Origin of the sequence: Bradyrhizobium sp. B124 (assembly GCF_038967635.1) — a bacterium.
GTDB lineage: Bacteria > Pseudomonadota > Alphaproteobacteria > Rhizobiales > Xanthobacteraceae > Bradyrhizobium.
Genome location: NZ_CP152413.1, coordinates 5,360,712 through 5,375,953 on the forward strand (window position 1 = coordinate 5,360,712; position 15,242 = coordinate 5,375,953).

General features: G+C 64.8%; 13 protein-coding genes. 5 read left to right on the forward strand and 8 right to left on the reverse strand.

Annotation, left to right across the window (positions count from 1 at the left end):
• The first annotated feature begins 73 nt into the window (after positions 1 to 73).
• The 3 genes from AAFG13_RS25490 (at position 74) to AAFG13_RS25500 (ending at position 2,425) form a co-directional block, all read left to right on the forward strand.
• A complete protein-coding gene (locus tag AAFG13_RS25490; protein ID WP_212318937.1) occupies positions 74 to 1,288 on the forward strand; it encodes a divergent polysaccharide deacetylase family protein in 1,215 nt (404 codons plus the stop codon).
• 81 nt (positions 1,289 to 1,369) lie between these two features.
• A complete protein-coding gene (locus AAFG13_RS25495) occupies positions 1,370 to 1,873 on the forward strand; it encodes an RNA pyrophosphohydrolase (protein WP_092121642.1) in 504 nt (167 codons plus the stop codon).
• Between the two features lie 45 nt (positions 1,874 to 1,918).
• Positions 1,919 to 2,425: an RNA pyrophosphohydrolase gene (locus AAFG13_RS25500; RefSeq protein WP_342708587.1), complete on the forward strand. Its 507-nt coding sequence runs from the start codon at positions 1,919 to 1,921 to the stop codon at positions 2,423 to 2,425.
• 25 nt (positions 2,426 to 2,450) lie between these two features.
• On the opposite strand, the gene AAFG13_RS25505 is transcribed toward AAFG13_RS25500, so the two are convergent.
• From AAFG13_RS25505 to AAFG13_RS25535, 7 genes are all read right to left on the reverse strand, one after another.
• On the reverse strand, positions 2,451 to 3,473 hold the full coding sequence (locus AAFG13_RS25505; RefSeq protein ID WP_342708588.1) for an AraC family transcriptional regulator: 1,023 nt from the start codon (positions 3,471 to 3,473) through the stop codon (positions 2,451 to 2,453).
• A gap of 125 nt (positions 3,474 to 3,598) precedes the next feature.
• A complete protein-coding gene (locus tag AAFG13_RS25510) occupies positions 3,599 to 5,266 on the reverse strand; it encodes an adenylate/guanylate cyclase domain-containing protein (protein ID WP_342708589.1) in 1,668 nt (555 codons plus the stop codon).
• A 204-nt stretch (positions 5,267 to 5,470) separates the two neighbouring features.
• Complete coding sequence (locus AAFG13_RS25515) at positions 5,471 to 5,878, reverse strand: F0F1 ATP synthase subunit epsilon (RefSeq protein WP_092126454.1); 408 nt, start codon at positions 5,876 to 5,878, stop codon at positions 5,471 to 5,473.
• Between the two features lie 116 nt (positions 5,879 to 5,994).
• Positions 5,995 to 7,437, reverse strand: coding sequence for a F0F1 ATP synthase subunit beta (gene atpD, locus AAFG13_RS25520; RefSeq protein ID WP_092121637.1), 1,443 nt, complete (start codon positions 7,435 to 7,437; stop codon positions 5,995 to 5,997).
• Positions 7,438 to 7,462: 25 nt separating this feature from the next.
• Complete coding sequence (locus tag AAFG13_RS25525; protein WP_212318930.1) at positions 7,463 to 8,341, reverse strand: F0F1 ATP synthase subunit gamma; 879 nt, start codon at positions 8,339 to 8,341, stop codon at positions 7,463 to 7,465.
• A 119-nt stretch (positions 8,342 to 8,460) separates the two neighbouring features.
• The gene (gene atpA / locus AAFG13_RS25530) at positions 8,461 to 9,990 is read right to left on the reverse strand and encodes a F0F1 ATP synthase subunit alpha (protein ID WP_092121635.1); all 1,530 of its coding nucleotides are present in this window, start codon (positions 9,988 to 9,990) and stop codon (positions 8,461 to 8,463) included.
• Positions 9,990 to 10,550 carry a F0F1 ATP synthase subunit delta gene (locus AAFG13_RS25535; protein WP_092121634.1) on the reverse strand — a complete coding sequence of 187 codons (561 nt, stop codon included), beginning with the start codon at positions 10,548 to 10,550 and terminating at the stop codon, positions 9,990 to 9,992. The genes atpA and AAFG13_RS25535 overlap by 1 nt, the downstream gene beginning before the upstream one ends.
• A 630-nt stretch (positions 10,551 to 11,180) precedes the next feature.
• Between AAFG13_RS25535 and AAFG13_RS25540 the strand changes: the two genes are divergently transcribed.
• Positions 11,181 to 11,672 (forward strand): septal ring lytic transglycosylase RlpA family protein, encoded by a 492-nt coding sequence (locus AAFG13_RS25540; RefSeq protein ID WP_212318928.1) that lies wholly within the window; start codon positions 11,181 to 11,183, stop codon positions 11,670 to 11,672.
• Positions 11,673 to 11,774: 102 nt separating this feature from the next.
• Here AAFG13_RS25540 and AAFG13_RS25545 read toward each other — a convergent pair whose 3' ends face one another.
• Positions 11,775 to 13,985, reverse strand: coding sequence for a primosomal protein N' (locus AAFG13_RS25545; RefSeq protein WP_342708590.1), 2,211 nt, complete (start codon positions 13,983 to 13,985; stop codon positions 11,775 to 11,777).
• A gap of 140 nt (positions 13,986 to 14,125) precedes the next feature.
• Between AAFG13_RS25545 and AAFG13_RS25550 the strand changes: the two genes are divergently transcribed.
• Positions 14,126 to 15,097, forward strand: a complete 972-nt coding sequence (locus tag AAFG13_RS25550) for a tyrosine recombinase XerC (protein ID WP_212319039.1) — start codon at positions 14,126 to 14,128, stop codon at positions 15,095 to 15,097.
• Positions 15,098 to 15,242: the final 145 nt, after the last annotated feature.

Genomic DNA, 15,242 nt, shown 5'->3' on the forward strand with positions numbered 1-15,242 from the left:
TTGACGGGGGAGGCCGGCGCGCGGAAATGCACCGCATCGTGCTATCGTTCGCGCTGTTGATTCGGGGAGGGGCATGGCAGAAGCGGCCGACGAACTGAGCACGCCGCTTGGGCAGCAGACCGTGGGCAGGACGCGCCGTTTCCGCCTGCCATTCACGGCGATGCAGGCGCTCGCCGTGCTGTTGGGCCTCGTGCTGGTCGGCTTCGCCGGCGTCGCATTGTTCAACGACAATCCGCTCGGCGGCGAACCGATTGCCCGCATCGCGCTTCACAATCCCCCGCCCGCAGCCGCCGACGATAAACACGCCCCGGCCGAACCGGCGGTCAAATCCGCCGCCAAAGCCCCGGCCGCAGCCGTCGACGCCAAGAACGACGCCAAGACCGTCACCATCATCGACGGCTCCAGCGGCAAGCGCCAGGACGTGGTGATCGGCGCCGGCGATCCGGCCGAAAAGACCACGGATGGCGACGCGCCGCCGCTCGCGATGACCGGGATCGACCCGCGCCTGCTGGAAAAATCGCGCTACGGCATGATCCCTGTTGTCGCCGACGGCCTGAAGCCGTTCACGGTCTATGCGGCCGAAGCCGACCGCGCCAAGGCGGCCCGGATGCCCGTGGTCGCCATCGTGGTCGCCGGCCTCGGGGTCGGCGCCGCCAAGACCGCGGACGCCATCATGAAGCTGCCGCCGGCCGTGACGCTGGCCTTCACGCCCTACGGCGCCGATCCCGGCAAGCTCGCGGAACGAGCCCGGACCCAGCGCCACGAGATCCTGCTGCAGATCCCGATGGAGCCGTTCGACTATCCCGACAACGATCCGGGCCCGCAGACCCTGCTGACCACCTTGAGCAGCGAGCAGAACCTCGACCGTCTCTATTGGCACCTCAGCCGCCTGCAGGGATATGCCGGGATCGCCAATTTCATGGGAGCCCGGTTCGTCGCGACCGATCCGGTGATGCAGCCCATCGTGCGCGAGGCGGCCAAGCGCGGCCTGAGCTTTTTCGACGACGGTTCCACCCCGCGCAGCGTCGCGCAGAGCCTCGCGGCCGGCCAATCGTTGCCGTTCGCCAAGGCGGATTTCGCCATCGACGTGGTGCCGACATCGGCGGAAATCGACCGCGCGCTGGTCAAGCTGGAAACGATCGCCAAGGAACGCGGCACGGCCGTGGGCGTCGCCTCGGCGCTGCCGGTCTCGATCGAGCGGCTCGGCGCCTGGCTCAAGACACTGGACTCCAAGGGCATCATGCTTGTGCCATTGACAACGGCGATGCTGAAATCAAAATCAGGCTAAAGATCAATCCGTTGGTGCAGCTTGAGACCTTGCCGGGGGGCCGGGTCGGCGGCGCCAGGAACTGTACGAGGTAGCGGCGGCATGGCACGTTACGAAGACCTGCCCTATCGAACCTGCGTCGGCATCATGCTGCTCAACACGGCTGGGCTGGTCTTCATCGGACGCCGCGCCGGCGGCATTGAGCATGTCGACGACGCGCATGTCTGGCAGATGCCGCAAGGCGGCGTCGATCCCGGCGAGGATACGTTTCAGGCCGCACGGCGCGAGCTCTATGAAGAGACCAGCGTCAAGTCGGTGGAGAAGCTCGGCGAGGTCTCGGACTGGCTGATCTATGATATCCCGCGCACCGTCGCCGGCCGCGCCTGGAAGGGCCGCTACCGCGGCCAGCGGCAGAAGTGGTTCGCATTGCGCTTCACCGGCGACGAGAACGAGATCAACGTCGCCCACCCCGGCGGCGGCCACAAGGCCGAGTTCATCACCTGGCGCTGGGAGCCGATGAAGAATCTTCCGGAGCTGATTGTGCCGTTCAAGCGTCCGGTCTATGAGCGCGTCGTGAAGGAATTCGCCGGTCTGGCGGCCAAATAGACGGCCATATGATCGGCCAGACAAACGCGCGGCGCACCGGTCGAGATGTCATCAGATAAGCCCTATCGCCCCAATGTGGGCATCGCGCTGTTCAACGGCGACGGACGCGTGCTGATCGGCCACCGGATCAAGGACGACGGTCCGGAAATAGTACTGCCCGGCCTCGAATGGCAGATGCCACAAGGCGGCATCGACGCTGGCGAGGACCCGCGCCAGGCCGTGATGCGCGAATTGTGGGAAGAGACCGGGGCGGTCAACGCCGACTATCTCGGTGAGACCGACTGGATGACCTACGAATTCCCGGACTATGACGGGCCGGCATCGCATCGGCTGGCCAAATTCCGCGGCCAGCGGCAGAAATGGTTTGCGCTGCGCTTCACCGGGCGAGACGAGGAGATCGATCCATTGACGCCGCGCAACGGCCAGCCCGCCGAGTTCGATCAATGGCGCTGGGAGCGTCTCGATCGCGTCGCCGATCTCGTGGTGCCGTTCCGCCGCGACGTCTATCGCGCGGTCGCGACCCGGTTCGCGGAATTCGCTAAAGCGCGATGAGATTAGGTTGAATCGTCATCGCGCCTTAGATTCTTGTTCGAGCATGATCTTTTCGGAAAACCGCTTCACACTTTTCCGGATCATGCTCTAGCTGATCCTGCGGCGGAAGACGCCGCGCATCGCCCGGCGTCATGCCGTAGGTCGCGCGGAACACGCGATAGAAGGTCGCGATGCTGTCGAAGCCGCATGAGAACGCGATCTCGTCGATGCCGCGCTCCTGCATCGATGAAAGAAGCCGCCTCGCCTCCCTCAACCTCTTGGCCGTCAGCGTTCGCGCAAATGAGAGACCGGTCGGCTCGAACAGCGCATGCAATTGCCGAAGCGAAATACCGAGCTCGGTGGCGACCGCGGCCGGCGTGAGCGAGGCGCGATGCAGATCGCGCAGCAGGATTTCGCGCGCGGCATGAAGGTAGCCGGCATGCAGCGCGGCACGGATCTCATCCTGGCGCGGCCGCAAGCGCCCGCGCGCAAGCAGCGCCAGGCGCACCATATGCGTGACCTCGCCGGCGAACTGCCCGGCTTGCGCCGGATCGCGCGTCATGGCGCGGAACATGGCGCCGACAAGCCGGGTCAGGCTCGCATCACGCGCCAGCGCGACCAGCGGCACGTCCTCGATCCGCGCACCGAGCACGAGTTCGTCGGTGGCGGGAATCTTGAGGCTGAAGAAGCGAAAACCGTCGGTCCGTTCGGGCGTCGACGCAAACGGAAGATTGGAATGGCCGAACACCATATCTCCGTTGCCGACCCATTGGATGCGATCGCGGCCGATATTCATGTGGCCGGGGCCGCGCACCTGCCAGCCGAGATGCAGGCTGTTGCTCGGAACATGTCCGATGTCGGATGACGTCCGGCTGACGCGGTAGGACGACGCCGACATTTCCGCCAGCACGGCATCGCCGACCGGCGTCGCGGAAAACCGTCCATGGAATTCGGGCCGTCTGTCGCGCTCGAGCTCGATCGTGACCCCGAACAGGTTTTTGCCGCGAACATCGCACCAATGCTCAAAGCGGTCCTGCGGGCGGAGAGCGTCAGTCGAGAAAGTCAGCACCGTACCTTGTCCGTTATTCCGGGGATAAAATCGCGATGCAATCGCGTCAACTCGTCATCGCGCCGCAGCTTGTCATTGGTGCACGATCCCGGCTGTAAGCTGCTTCACATTTCCCGGATCATGCTCTAGTTCGGGCCGACCGTGAACGGACCGACCGCGATGACATGGCAATCGCTGTCGCGCCTGGCGCAGTCGCCGAGCGCGGCGTTGACCGCGCTCTGCTCGTTCTCCGCCTTCAATCCCAGTCCCGGCCGTCCCTGCGTCCCGACCGCAACCGCATTCCAGCCTGCCGTCGCCTCGGTAAGCTTCCGCGCCACGTCGCTCCGCTCGCCCGGCGTGATGACCGAGCTGTCCGCTGGCTTGAAGAAACCGGTCACGCGCAATGTGGCCGGTATCGGCACCACGAAAGCATCGTCGACCACGACGATCGTGCAGGGTACGCCCGCCACCGCACCGCAGGCCTGCAGATTGCGCCGCGCCGATTCCTCGAGCGAATCGATGCCCGAATTGAAGAAGTAGTGACCGCCCGGACCGAGCGCGATGGTTCGCGTCTTGCGCCCCGGCACAAACAGGCTGTCGAGCCGGGTCCTGGCCGCCTCGCGCAGCAGCGGAACGTCCTTGGTCGCGTACGTCTTCTCGACCAGCGCATCACGCTTGACCCACGGCAAGGGCGGCACTGGAGGCTGGCCATGGGCATACACGATGGCATTGCCGACCGCGTACAGCTCGCACTTGCGCGGCGAGCCTGCATTATCGGCGCGCTTCTGGCACAGATCGAGTGCTGCCGTCTTCGCCGCGTCCTCGCTCGGCTGCGCCACGCTCCAGCCGACAAAGCCGTTGATGTTGAGGGCAATCGCCTTGGAGTTGCCCGCCGGCAAATACTCGGTCGCGAGCGCGATGCGGGTGCGGTCGCTGACGAACGGAACAATGTCGGTGGCGAGCTTGTCGCCTGATGCGATCGGAGGCGGCAGCGAGGATGCCGGTGCAGCCGGCACAGGCGGTGCGGGCTTCGCAGACGGCACGCTCGATGCCGGCGGCGACGACGCGACCAACGGTGCCGGTGAAGCTGATACCAAGGGTGTGGGTGCCGGAGGAGAACTGGCCACGGCTGCAGGCTTCGTCGCCGACGTTTCCAGCTTGGTGTAGTAGAGGAAGCCGCCGACGCCGATCGCGGCCAGCAGCACCACGGTGATGGCAGTGGGCCACATCCAGGCCGGTGCGCCCGCAGCTGCGGCCTTGATCGGCTTCTTGAGCTGCGGCGTCGCGTAGGTGCCGTCCTCGCGCCGCATCGCCACCATGTAGGCGTGCACGGGGGTCGGAATGTTCTTTACTTCCTGCGCGCCGATATCGGCGAATTGCACCGACAGCTTGTTGGCGACCTGCTCATGCACGGCGCGCGACACGCAGATGCCGCCGACCTCGGCGAGGCCCTCGAGCCTTGCCGCGATATTGACGCCATCACCCAGCAGATCGCCGTCGCGCTCGACCACGTCGCCGATGGTGATGCCGATCCGGAACGACATCTGCCGGCTCGGCGGATAGGCCATGTTGCGCGTGCGCAGGCTTTCCTGGATGTCGATCGCGCAACGCACGGCTTCGACGGCGCTGGGAAATTCCGCGAGCACCGCATCGCCTGCGGTGTTGAAGATGCGGCCGCCGCATTTGGCAATGAAATCGTCGGTGACCTGACGATAGGAGGCGAGCCGCCGCAGCGTCTCTTCCTCATCCTCGGCAACCAATCGACTATAGCCTGCAATATCGGCCGCAAAGATCGCTGCGATCTTGCGCTTCATGAGTGCCAGCCCCGGAACCCAAATATGCCGGGCAGAATGCCGCCAGACGCTTCCGGGCGCAACAAGCATTCACCGCCCGCCGGGGTACGGCGAGCGTTGAATGCTTCAAGTCCTGGCAGACGATGACTGGAAGAGTGTGAGCGATTTCACAAAGGAGCCGGCTCACTCGACGCTATGGCGCGATCGCTGGTCAGCAATCGCGCCTTAGTGCATAGCCGTCGCGTTGAGCTCGTGCTGGATGCTCTTGAAGTGGTCGAGCCGCTCGATCGCGTGGTCGAGTTCGGAGCCCTCCTTCTCGGAGAGCTTCTCCTGCATCTCGTTGATCGTCTCGGCGAACTTCGCCCGATCGAGCTCCGCAATCGCGGTCGCAACATCGGCGAGCACGGTGAGGCCCTTGTCCGACACCTCGGCAAGGCCGCCGAGCACGATCACCTTCTCGCGCTTGCCGGCGGTCGTGATCGTCAGGATACCCGGACGAATAGTGGCGACGACCGGCGCGTGTCCGGCGAGCACACCGAAATCACCCTCCACACCGGGGACGTCAACCTGATCCACCTCGCCGGAGAAGGCGAGCTTTTCGGGAGAGACGAGATCGAAGTGGAAGGTGGCCATGGTCTTTCCGTTCTTTGCGCTGTCACCCGCGGGCTCGGCCCGCGGGTCCATCAGTCAAAATACTTCTCGTTCGATGGATCGCCGGAACATGTCCGGCGATGACGACATTCCAAAGCTTAGGCCGCTTCGGCGGCGAGCTTCTTGCCCTTCTCGACGGCTTCTTCGATCGTGCCGACCATGTAGAACGCCGCTTCCGGCAGATGATCGTACTTGCCCTGGCAGAGATCGCGGAAGCCCTTGATGGTGTCGGCGAGGTCGACGAACTTGCCCGGCGAGCCGGTGAAGACTTCGGCGACGTGGAACGGCTGCGACAGGAAGCGCTCGACCTTGCGGGCGCGGGCGACCGTCAGCTTGTCCTCTTCCGACAGTTCGTCCATGCCGAGAATGGCGATGATGTCCTGCAGCGACTTGTAGCGCTGCAGGATCTGCTGGACCATACGCGCGGTGTTGTAGTGCTCTTCACCGACGACCAGCGCCGACAGCATGCGCGAGGTCGAGTCGAGCGGGTCCACCGCCGGATAGATGCCCTTTTCCGAGATCGCGCGCGACAGCACCGTGGTGGCGTCCAAATGCGCGAACGAGGTCGCGGGCGCCGGGTCGGTCAAGTCGTCGGCCGGCACGTAGATCGCCTGCACCGAGGTGATCGAGCCCTTCTGGGTGGTGGTGATGCGCTCCTGCAGCGCGCCCATGTCGGTCGCGAGCGTCGGCTGATAACCCACCGCCGAAGGAATACGGCCGAGCAGCGCCGACACTTCCGAACCCGCCTGGGTGAAGCGGAAGATGTTGTCGACGAAGAACAGCACGTCCTGGCCCTGGTCGCGGAAGTGCTCGGCGACCGTCAGACCGGTCAGACCGACGCGGGCGCGGGCGCCCGGCGGTTCGTTCATCTGGCCGAACACCAGCGCGCACTTCGACTTGACGCTCGGATCCGGATTGTGCGGATCGGCGTTGACCTTCGATTCGATGAACTCGTGATAGAGGTCGTTGCCTTCACGGGTCCGCTCGCCGACGCCGGCGAACACGGAGTAACCACCGTGCGCCTTCGCGACGTTGTTGATCAGTTCCTGAATCAGCACCGTCTTGCCGACGCCGGCGCCGCCGAACAGGCCGATCTTGCCGCCCTTGGCGTACGGAGCGAGAAGGTCGACGACCTTGATGCCGGTGACGAGGATTTCCGCCTCGGTCGACTGGTCGGTGTAGCTCGGCGCTTCCTGGTGGATGGCGCGCAGGCCTTCGGACTTGATCGGACCGGCTTCGTCGATCGGCTCGCCGATGACGTTGATGATGCGGCCGAGCGTGCCTTCGCCGACCGGCACCCGGATCGGCTCGCCGGTGTCGGTGACTTCCTGGCCGCGCACCAGACCTTCAGTGATATCCATCGCGATGGTGCGAACGGTCGATTCGCCGAGATGCTGCGCGACTTCGAGCACCAGGCGGTTGCCGCCGTTCTTGGTCTCGAGCGCATTCAGAATCGCCGGAAGGTGGCCTTCGAACTGCACGTCGACCACGGCGCCCGTGACCTGGGTAACGCGACCGATCTGGTTGGCTGCTGTAGCCATGGACTGTTCTCCTTCGAAATCTGTCTTAGACCGCCTCAGCGCCGGAGATGATTTCAATCAGCTCCTTCGTGATCTGGGCCTGACGGGTCCGGTTGTAAATCAGGGTTTGCTTGCGGATCATCTCGCCGGCGTTGCGCGTCGCGCTGTCCATCGCGCTCATCTGCGCGCCGTAGAACGAGGCGTTGTTCTCCAGCAGCGCACGGAAGACCTGCACCGCGAGGTTGCGCGGCAGCAGGCTGCCGAGAATCTGGTCCTCTTCCGGCTCGTATTCGTACGAGGTCGCGGGAGCCACGCTGGCCGCGGGTGCAGCCACTTCCAGCGGGATGATCTGCTGCGCGGTCGGGATCTGCGCGATCACCGACTGGAAGCGCGAATAGAACAGCGTGCAGACATCGAACTCGCCGGCCTCGAACCGCGCCAGCACCTTGTTGGCGATGTCCTCGGCGTTGACGAAGCCGATCTGCCGCACCGAACGCAGGTCGAGGTGCTCGACAATCCGCTTCTCGAACGTCCGCCGCAGTTGCTCGTAGCCCTTGCGGCCGACGCAGAAGAATTTGACTTCCTTGCCTTGCGCGAGCAGCGCGTTCGCCCGCTCGCGCGCCAGACGCACGATGGCTGAGTTGAAAGCGCCGGACAGGCCGCGCTCGCCGGTGCAGACCAGAAGCAGGTGCACCTGGTCGTTGCCGGTGCCCGCCAGCAGCGCCGGCGCACCGGGTGAGCCGTTGGTCGCGGCGGCGATGTTGGAAATCACCGCGTCCATCTTGGTGGCATAGGGCCGCGCCGCCTCGGCGGCGTTCTGCGCGCGGCGCAGCTTCGAGGCTGCGACCATCTGCATGGCCTTGGTGATCTTCTGCGTCGCCTTGGTCGAGGCGATGCGGACCCGCATGTCTTTCAGTGACGCCATTCTTCGTCCACCCCGGCAATCCGACCGCAACGGTCAGATCGCAAGCCTCTCTGTTCCTATCGCCTGGCCAACGGCCAGGCGATGCTCTTATGCGAAGGTCTTCTTACGCAAACGTCTTGTTACGCAAAAGTCTTGGCGAAGCCCTCGACCACCGTCTTGAGCTTGGCTGCGGTGTCGTCGGACAGATCGCGGCTGGTGCGGATCGCGTCGAGAATCTCGACGTTCTTGCCGCGCAGCAGCGAGAGCAGGCCGTCCTCGAACGCCTTCACCTTGTTGAGCGGCAACGGATCGAGATAGCCGTTGGTGCCGGCCCAGATCACGCAAACCTGCTCTTCCATCTTCAGCGGCGAGAACTGCGGCTGCTTCAGGAGTTCGGTCAGGCGGGAGCCGCGGTTGAGCAGGCGCTGGGTCGAGGCGTCGAGGTCGGAGCCGAACTGCGCGAACGCCGCCATTTCGCGGTACTGCGCGAGCTCGCCCTTGATCTTGCCGGCGACCTTCTTGGTTGCCTTGGTCTGCGCCGACGAACCGACGCGCGACACCGACAGACCGACGTTCACCGCAGGACGGATGCCCTGGAAGAACAGGTCGGTTTCCAGGAAGATCTGGCCGTCGGTGATCGAAATCACGTTGGTCGGAATGTAGGCCGACACGTCGTTGGCCTGGGTTTCGATGACCGGCAGCGCGGTCAGCGAGCCCAGACCATGCTCCTTGTTGAGCTTGGCGGCGCGCTCGAGCAGGCGGGAATGCAGGTAGAACACGTCGCCCGGATAGGCCTCGCGGCCCGGCGGGCGGCGCAGCAGCAGCGACATCTGGCGATAGGCGACGGCCTGCTTGGACAGATCGTCATAGATGATCACGGCGTGCATGCCGTTGTCGCGGAAGTACTCGCCCATGGTGCAGGCGGTGAACGGCGCGATGTACTGCATCGGGGCCGGATCGGACGCGGTGGCCGCGACGATGATCGAGTATTCCAGCGCGCCCTGTTCTTCGAGCACCTTGACGAACTGCGCGACGGTGGAGCGCTTCTGGCCGATCGCGACGTAGACGCAATACAGCTTGAGGTTTTCGTCCGGCTGGGCGTTCAGCGGCTTCTGGTTCAGGATGGTGTCGAGCGCGATCGCGGTCTTGCCGGTCTGACGGTCACCGATGATCAGCTCGCGCTGGCCGCGACCGATCGGAATCAGCGCATCGATCGCCTTCAGGCCGGTGGCCATCGGCTCGTTCACCGACTTGCGCGGAATGATGCCGGGCGCCTTGACGTCGACGCGCTTGCGTTCGGTGGCCTGGATCGGACCCTTGCCGTCGATCGGATTGCCGAGCGCGTCGACGACGCGGCCGAGCAGGCCCTTGCCGATCGGGGCGTCCACGATCGCGCGGGTGCGCTTGACGGTCTGGCCTTCCTTGATCTCGCGGTCGGCGCCGAAAATCACGATACCGACGTTGTCGGTTTCGAGGTTGAGCGCCATGCCGCGCGTGCCGTTCTCGAACTCGACCATTTCACCGGCCTGGACGTTGTCGAGACCGTAGACGCGAGCGATACCGTCGCCGACCGACAGCACCTGGCCAACTTCGGTGACTTCGGCTTCCTGGCCGAAATTCTTGATCTGGTCCTTGAGGATCGCAGAAATTTCTGCGGCGCGGATGTCCATCAGCCTGCCTCTTTCATCGCGTTCTTGATCGAATTGAGTTTGGTGCGAAGCGAACTATCCACCATGCGGCTGCCGAGCTTGACCACCAGGCCACCAATAATGGAGGGATCGACCTTCACGTTGAGCGCGACGTCCTTGCCCGTCACTGATTTCAGTGCGGCCTTCAGCCCGTCGAGATTCTTGTCACTGAGCTGCTCGGCGACGGTGACTTCCGCAGTCGCCTCGCCCTTGAACTTGGCCACCAGGGCGCGATAGGCGCGGATCACATCGGCCACGGCAAACAGCCGGCGATTGGCGGTGAGCACCTTGAGGAATTTTGCCGACGTGCCGGCGATGCCGGCCTTGTCGAGCACCGCGGCCAGCGCCTTCAGCTGGGCGTCGGCGGCAAACACCGGGCTGCGGACGAGGCGCTTGAGATCGGCGCTCTCGTTGAGCATAGCCTCGAATTTGTCGAGGTCGGCCCGGACTTGATCGACGGACTGCTCGTCGCGCGCCAACTCGAACAGGGCCGTTGCGTAACGACCGGACACTCCCGAAACGGACGGATCTTCAGCAGCCACGAGCTCGCTCTTTTTTGCTGTCAAATTCGCAAGGGAAAAACCGTCGCCACCAAAGCAGCGCCTAGCGATCCAAGCCCTTGGAATTCAAGCGGGACTTCGATTTTCGACCGGCACAGGACATGCCGGGATCGTTAAAATCGCGGCTTTGCTAACATAGCAATCGCGCAGGTGCAACATGACGGCATCGTGCGAGCCGCCTTGTCGCATGCGGTTTTTGGCGACCGCATCCGGCGCTCGAATCAGAAAAATTCGGCGCGCGGAAATTCAGCGCGCAGCCCCCGATTCGCGCCACCGCGGATTTGTTCCATCGAAATTTGCATGGGCCTATGGCCGAGCGTGCAAGGAACCCGAAACGGGCCGCCGCTTCATTTGGCGATTACTTACTGAAAACTTACCGCTGGACCATTAATCAGTATTCGTAAGTATATTAATGGTTAAAAATTAGTTAAAGGCCAAGATTACGGAACCTCGATTGAGTACCCCAAAGCGGTAACAAGATATTTCAGCCCGAGACAATCGGGATTTACTGCCCAATTCGTGCCTCATTGCGAAACCAAACGGCTTTGGTCAACGAAGGGACGGGGGTTCCACTTGCCGCGTTAGTGGCAATACTGTCTGAGGGTCTTATCAATGCTGAATATCAAGAAGGTGGCGGGCAATGTAACCCGCTCGCGTACGGCGCTTGCATTTGTAGCCGCAACTATCCTGGTCGGGGGCAGCGTGACGGAGGCGTCCGCGAAGTCCAGGCACCATCATCATCGCCACCACCATCATCACCAGGCCCGCGCCGAAGGTTCGTCCTGGCGCGACGCCAATGCATCGATCCAGCCGTCCGGCGGCCACACGTTCTCGGGGATGGCCTCCTTCTACGGCAATGAGTCGGGCAGCCGCACCGCTTCCGGCCAGCGCTTCAACCAGAACGCCATGACCGCCGCCCACCGCTCGCTGCCGTTCGGCACCAAGCTCCGCGTCACCCATGGCGGCCGCAGCGTCGTCGTCACCATCAACGATCGTGGCCCGTTCATCCGCGGCCGCGTGCTCGACCTCTCCACCGGCGCAGCCCGCGCCATCGGCCTGACCGGTGCCGGCGTCGGCCGCGTCACCGCCGAGGTCGTCTCGTAAGCGCTTCAGTAAGCGTTGCGTTGCGTAACGGCCACGAGGCCTGCCTCGCGCCAAAAGGCCTGCCGTCGCGAATGACGGCAGGCTTTTTCTTTGCCAGCTCGCCTACAGGAAACTCTGCGGATCGACGTCGACCTCGAGCTTCAGATTGCCCTTGGTCTTCGGACCGGCTTCCAGCCATTCGCGCAGATATTGCGACAGGTCGACATTGCGCAGCGACTTCACCAGCAGGCGGAAGCGATAGCGGCCCTTGATGACGGCAAGCGGGGCCTCGGCGGGGCCGAGCACCTGGATCCGCTCGTCGAGCGGCGCGACCGCAGCGAGCTTGCGGGCAAACCCCTCCGCTGTCGGACGGTCGCCGGCGGAAATGATCAGGCTCGCCAGCCGGCCGAACGGCGGATAGCCGGTGCGCTCGCGGATATCGATCTCGCTGGCGTAGAACGCCTCGCGGTCGTTCGCGATCAAGGCCTTGATGACCGGATGTTCCGGCTGATGGGTCTGCAGATAGCCGACGCCACGGCCCTGCTCGCGGCCGGCACGGCCGACCACCTGGTTCAGCAGCTGGAACGTCCGCTCGGCGGCGCGCGGATCGCCGTTGCTCAAGCCGAGATCGGCATCGATGACGCCGACCAGATTGAGCCGCGGGAAATTGTGTCCCTTGGCCACCAGCTGGGTACCGATGATGATGTCGACGCGGCCCTCGGCGATCTCGTTGAGCTCGCTGCGCATGGTCTCGATCGAGGTGATGAGATCGCTCGACAGTACCATGGTGCGGGCCTCTGGGAAAATGTGAGCTGCCTCCTCCTGCAGGCGCTCGACGCCGGGACCGACGGCGACCAGCGATTCCTCGGCCGCGCAATGCGGGCAGATGTTCGGACGCGGCATCGAGAAGCCGCAGTGATGGCAGACCAGCCGCTGCCGGAACCGGTGATCGACCAGCCATGCATCACAAATCGTGCAGGCGAAGCGGTGGCCGCAGGCGCGGCACAGCGTCAGCGGCGCATAGCCGCGACGATTGAGGAACAACAGCGCCTGCTCGCGGCGCTCGATCGCATGGCGAATCTGCTCGGCCAGCACAGGCGAGATGAAGCGCCCGCGCGGCGGCGGCGCGCGGCGCATGTCGATCGCCTCGATATGCGGCATGTGCTGGCCGCCGAACCGCGACGGCAGCGCGACGCGCTGGTAGCGCCCCTTGCGCGCGTTGACCTCGCTCTCGACCGAGGGCGTCGCCGACGCCAGCACGATCGGGATCTTGGCGATATGGGCGCGGACCACCGCCATGTCGCGCGCGTGATAATGCGCGCCCTCGTCCTGCTTGTAGGCCTGGTCGTGCTCCTCATCGACGATGATGAGACCGAGATCGGCGTAAGGCAGGAACAGCGCCGAGCGGGCGCCGACCACGACCGGCGCCTTGCCCTCGGAGATCGCGGCCCAGTTTCGTGCCCGCGTGCGCGGCGTGAGCTCCGAATGCCATTCCAACGGCCGCACGCCGAAGCGCTGCGCGAAACGGTCGAGGAACTGGCCGGTCAGCGCGATTTCCGGCATCAGGATCAGGGTCTGCTTGCCGCGGCGGATATTCTCGGCGATCGCCTCGAAGTAGACCTCGGTCTTGCCAGAACCGGTGACGCCGTCGAGCAGCGCGACGTGAAAGCTGCCGCTTGCCGCCAGCGTCCGCATCATATCGACCGCACTGCGCTGCTCGCGCGAAAAATCCGGCTGCGCATAGGAGGGATCAGGAACGGGTGGCGGTGCGGGCGGCGGCATCGCCTCGACCGTCAGCGTGCCCTCGTCGACCAGACCGTCGACCACGCCGGAGCTGACGCCGGCCTCCCGCGCCGCCTCGGACTTGCCGTGCAGCAAGCCATCCGACAGCACCTCGATCAGCCGCCGGCGCGCCGGTGTCAGGCGTCGTGGCGGCTCGCCCACGAGGCGCACCCCGAGCCGCATCCGCTCCGGCCCAAGGTTCTCGCCCATCCGCAGCGTCATCCGCAGCACCATGCCGCGCGCCGATAAAGTGTAAGTGGAGACCCAGTCGACGAGCTGGCGCAGCTCCGCCCTGAGCGGCCGAACATCAAGCTTCTCGCTGACGTCCTTGAGCCGGTTGTGCAGCCGCGGATCCGGCCTGGCATTCTCGGCCCACACCACCGCGACGACCTCGCGCGGCCCGAGCGGAACACAGATCACGTCGCCGGGCGCAAGCTCCATGCCGCGCGGCACGCGGTAGGAATAGGTCTGGTTCAGCGCGACAGGCACCAGCACGTCGACGACGCGGGTCGTCGATGCGGAGGCTGGGCTGGGGCGTGTGGTGTGGTCCATTGAATCAGAGCTTTGAGCCGGGCTAGCACCGCTGCGCGGTCTTAGCGAACGGTAAACGAAGGCAGTGCGATATAATCAGGAGATCAGCAGCGCCAATAGCCCCTAAGGACATGCCCGCTCAAGACATGACCGCTCAAGACATGGCCCGGACCGATCAGCCCATGCAACCGCTCGAGCTCGACTGCGCCGACGTGTCGGTCACGCAGGAGATGACGCGCTGGCTGTCGCATCTGCGCGCCGAGCGGCGGCTGTCGCCGAAGACGCTCGAGGCCTACGCCCGCGATGTGCGTCAATGCCTGACTTTCCTGGCCGAGCACTGGGGCGCGCGCGTCACGCTTGCGGCATTTTCCGCGCTCGAGGCCAGCGATGTCCGCGCCTTCATGGCGATGCGCCGCGCTGAGGAGATCGGCGGGCGATCGCTGATGCGGGCGCTGGCCGGCCTGCGCTCGTTCGGACGTTTCCTGGAGCGCGAGGGCAAGGGCAAGGTCGGCGCGCTCTCGGCGATCCGCGCCCCCAAGGTGGCGAAGAGCCTGCCGAAGCCGATCCATATGGAAGCGGCGAAACGCTTTGCCGATGCCGACGAGCGCGCCGGCGAAACCCGCGAGACCTGGATCCTGGTGCGTGACGCCGCCGTGATGGCGCTGCTCTATGGCTCCGGTCTGCGCATCTCCGAGGCGCTGGGGCTGAAGCGGCGGGACGTGCCGAAGCCGGGCGAAGGCGACGTGCTTGTCGTCACCGGCAAGGGCAACAAAACCCGCATGGTGCCGGTGCTGCACAATGTGCTGCAATTGATCGCGGACTATGCAGCGATCTGTCCGCATCAGCTCAGCCCGACCGGGCCGATGTTCGTCGGTGCGCGCGGTGGACCCTTAAGCCCACGCATCATCCAGCTCACCATGGAGCGGCTGCGCGGCGCGCTCGGCCTGCCGGACAGCGCGACACCGCATGCGTTGCGGCACTCCTTCGCCACGCATCTGCTCAGCCGCGGCGGCGATTTGCGCGCGATCCAGGAATTGCTCGGCCACGCATCGCTGTCGACGACGCAGATCTACACCGGCATCGACAGCGAGCGCCTGCTGGAAGTCTATCGCTCCGCGCACCCGCGCGGCTGAGCACCCGGGTTCAAAATACGGCGCGCGGCCGGCATCAATGCGCCGTTCATCTTGCGCCGTTCATATTCATACGGCTGCCACAAACCGCTCGGCACTTGCCTTGTGCGCCGCATTCAGCAATCGTGGCGCGGTCTCATCCGGAGGG